Origin of the sequence: Gemmatimonas sp., from assembly GCF_044345575.1 — a bacterium.
GTDB lineage: Bacteria > Gemmatimonadota > Gemmatimonadetes > Gemmatimonadales > Gemmatimonadaceae > Gemmatimonas.
In genome coordinates this window covers 1-3,346 of record NZ_JBIJAW010000354.1, presented here as the reverse complement: position 1 = coordinate 3,346, position 3,346 = coordinate 1, and the positions used below count along the sequence as shown (strand labels likewise).

General features: G+C 65.6%; 3 protein-coding genes. All 3 read right to left on the bottom strand.

The window, feature by feature from the left end:
* The coding region (locus ACIQ6O_RS15030) for an NTP/NDP exchange transporter (protein WP_396208592.1) at positions 1-1,012 on the bottom strand (1,012 nt) is incomplete at its 3' end.
* A gap of 5 nt (positions 1,013-1,017) precedes the next feature.
* The gene (locus tag ACIQ6O_RS15025; RefSeq protein WP_396208591.1) at positions 1,018-2,082 is read right to left on the bottom strand and encodes an NAD-dependent epimerase/dehydratase family protein; all 1,065 of its coding nucleotides are present in this window, start codon (positions 2,080-2,082) and stop codon (positions 1,018-1,020) included.
* A gap of 2 nt (positions 2,083-2,084) precedes the next feature.
* Complete coding sequence (locus ACIQ6O_RS15020; RefSeq protein WP_396208590.1) at positions 2,085-3,257, bottom strand: twin-arginine translocation signal domain-containing protein; 1,173 nt, start codon at positions 3,255-3,257, stop codon at positions 2,085-2,087.
* Positions 3,258-3,346: the final 89 nt, after the last annotated feature.

Sequence of the window (3,346 nt, the reverse complement as noted above, 5' to 3'; positions counted from 1 at the left end):
GGCCAAACGCATACTCACCGGCCCGGCGCAGCACCTGGAACACGACAAACACCGACAACGTGCCCCACGTGCCGAGTGCGGCAAAGCCCACCAGACTCAGAATGGGCATGATTGCCAGCGTGGCGCCCACGCCCACCCACTTGATCACGCGCCCCGTCACGAACAGCTGCGCAAGAATCGTCAGACTCTGCACCACCGTATCGATGGTGGCCAGAAACGCCGTCCGCGCCTCACGGTCGGCGTAGCGCGCCCCCACGATCTCCGCCTGCTGGAAGTACAGGATCGTGGACCCGATGGTGAACAGCAGCATGTATGCGCAGATGCCGAGCAGGTACGGACTCGTGAGCACATGGGTGATGCCCGCCAACGACGAGCCACCCACGGGTTTTTCCGCTTCGTCACGCGCGCGCGTATCGGCACGGAAGCTCGGCGGAAACCGTCGCGCCGCCTGCACCGCACATTCGAGCAGCACCACACTCATCACCATGAGCACCGGCGTGCCCACCACCTCGGCGAGTCGCGACGTCAGAAACGCGCCGACGAGCGCGCCGAGTGTACCACCCACGCTGATGAAGCCGAACAACCGCTTCCCCTGCTCCGGCCGGAACGTATCGGCCATGAATCCCCAGAATACCGAGGGGATGAAGAGCGAGTAGATGCTGGTGAGAATCCAGAACGCCGGCCCGAGATACGGCTCCCATGACGTGGGACCGTACTTGATGATGGCCGCGAACCCCAGCAGCAGCGCGATGAACACGCGATACACGATGGGGATGAAGCGGCGCACCGGGAGTCGGGCCACGATCGCCGAGTACACGGGGTTCATGGCGAGCGTGGTAAGCAACGTGCCGGTGAACAGCCACGGCAGCTTGTCCGTCCCGGCGGCCACACCAGCGGCATCACGCACGGCGCGCAGAATGAAGTAGCTCGCGAGGGCGAAGAAGAAGTACGTGGCCGCCAGCAGCGTCGCGCGTTCTTCGCCCTCCTCGACCGTGCCGAGCCGCGAAAGCAAGCGCCTCACTCGAGACCCGATTTACCGGACTGCTTCGCCCGCCACTCCGCCAGCACCTGCTGCTCTTTCTCCGGCGGCAGCCCGGCCTTGAGCTGCGCCTGCCGCTCGGGCGTCTGTTGATGGAAGTAGGTCAGCGTATCGCGCGCGGTCTCCGCGAGCGGGCGGAAGGTGAGCCCCGCCGCCACCGCCTTGCTGATGTCCATGCGCGCCCACCCCGCGCTGTTGCCGCGGGGCGGCATCCACACGGGCAGGTCGGCGTACGGCCGCAGCTTGCGCTCAAGCAGGAAATCGGCGTCCACCCAGGTGAAGCGCGTGTCGCTCGTGGTCACCGCCTTGCAGCCGTACAGCATCTCGCTCATGGTGAGCCCGTGCTTGGGCCCCACGGCGTTGTACGTGCCTGTGGCATCGGCTTCGCACAACCGCACGATGAACTCGGTCAGATCGCGCTGATCGATGAAGGCCACCGGGTCATCCGGCGTCCCCGCGGCCAGCATCTCCCCACCCTGCTCCACGCGAATGGGCCAGTACGAAAAGCGATCGGTGAGATCGCCGGGGCCCACGATGAGCCCCGGACGCACGATGAGCGTCTTGTTCTCACCGAACGTGGTCTTGGCGTCCATCTCGCCGCGCACTTTGCGTTCACCGTACGTGGCACTCTGCTCCGTGGCGTCGGGCGCCGACGGCGTGTTGAGCAAATCCACGTCCGCTTCGCTGATGCCGATCTTGCCGCGGTTCTTGTACGTGCTGAGCGTGCTCACGAACACGTACTTCCCCACGTTGGGCGCGAGCACGGCACCAGCCTCGCGCACCCAGCGCGGTACCTGCACCGGATTGTCGATCACCACGTCCCACGTGCGACCCTCCAGCGCCTTGTAGCCACCGGGCGCATTGCGGTCACCGATGAGCTTCTCGACGTTGGGGAACAGCTTGGGGTTGGTCACGCCACGATTGAACAGCGTCACCGTGTGCCCGCGCGACAGCGCGTACTCCACCTGATGCGGCCCAATGAAGCCGGTGCCACCAAGAATGAGAATGCGCAGCGGCTTGATGGGCGTGTCGACTGTCGCCATGGTCACGAGCCCCGCTTCGCGTGCCACGCGGCGAGCACCGCCTTCTCCTTCTCCGGCGCGATACCGGCGCGCGCCTTCTCCTGCTCGGCGGCCGGACGCGTCTTGTACCAGTCGAGCGTGCTCTTCGCCGTGTCGGCCAGCGGACGGAAGGTGAGCCCCGCCGCATACGCCTTCTGACAGTTCACCTGCATGAAGCCGAGCGTGGGGCCCATCGCCGGCTGCCACACCGGCATCTCGCTCCACGCGCGCACCTTCTGTTCGGCGAGGAACTCCGCGGGCACCCAGGTGAACTTCGCATCGCTCGTGGTGACGCTCTTGATGCCCAGCAACATCTCGGCAATTGTCGTCGGGCCCTTGGGACCCGTGGCGTTGAAGGTCCCGATGGTGTGGTTCTCGCCGCAGCGCACAATCCACTCGCTGAGATCGTGCACATCGACGTACTGCACGGGATCGTTCGGCGTACCCGGCGCGAGAATCTCGCCACCCTTGTCGATGCGCACCGGCCAATACGAGAAGCGGTCACTGAGATCACCGGGGCCCACGATGAGACCGGGACGCACGATGGTCAGCTTGTCCTCGCCGAACTGGGTCTTCGCTTCGATTTCAGCGCGCACCTTGTTGGGACCGTACGCGGCGCCATCGTTGCTCGCCCAGATCGACTCGTCACCCGGCTTATGCAACGGACCGTTCTCGTCCATCCCCGGCTTCGAGTAATCACTGAACACCGAGATGGTGGAGACGAAGATGTACTGCCCCACGCGCCCCTTGAGCGCCTGCCCCGCATCGCGCACCCACGCGGGATTGCGCACGGGATTGTCGATCACGACATCCCACGTACCCTGCTTCAGCCCATCGTGACCGCCGGCGACGTTGCGATCGCCCACGATGCGCGGCACACCGGGGAACAGCCCCACATTGGTCATGCCGCGATTGAACAGCGTGAGCTTGTGCTTGCGCGCGAGCGCGTACTCCACCTGCTGCGGTCCGATGAAGCCGGTACCGCCGAGGATGAGGATGCGCAGCGGCTTTGGCTGTGGCTCGCCGGTCTCCGGGCGATACGCCAGCGGACGCACGCCGTCAGCCGTGAATGCCTCAGCCACGGCGGGCAGGCCGAGGCCCACCGCACCACCGATGATGGCCGAGCTCTTGAGGAACTGCCTGCGATCGAGGGTCATGGCGTGATCTTCCGGTCGAGTTGCTGAATGGTCTTGGTGCTGGCGGGACGTTCCTTTCGCAGACGGGCCGACACGACTTCGGTGCGGGC

What these genes read in the sequence shown, in the direction of transcription:
- ACIQ6O_RS15025 (WP_396208591.1), bottom strand. Translation starts at nt 2,082, where the DNA reads ATGGCGACAGTCGACACGCCCATCAAGCCGCTGCGCATTCTCATTCTT.
- ACIQ6O_RS15020 (WP_396208590.1), bottom strand. Translation starts at nt 3,257, where the DNA reads ATGACCCTCGATCGCAGGCAGTTCCTCAAGAGCTCGGCCATCATCGGT.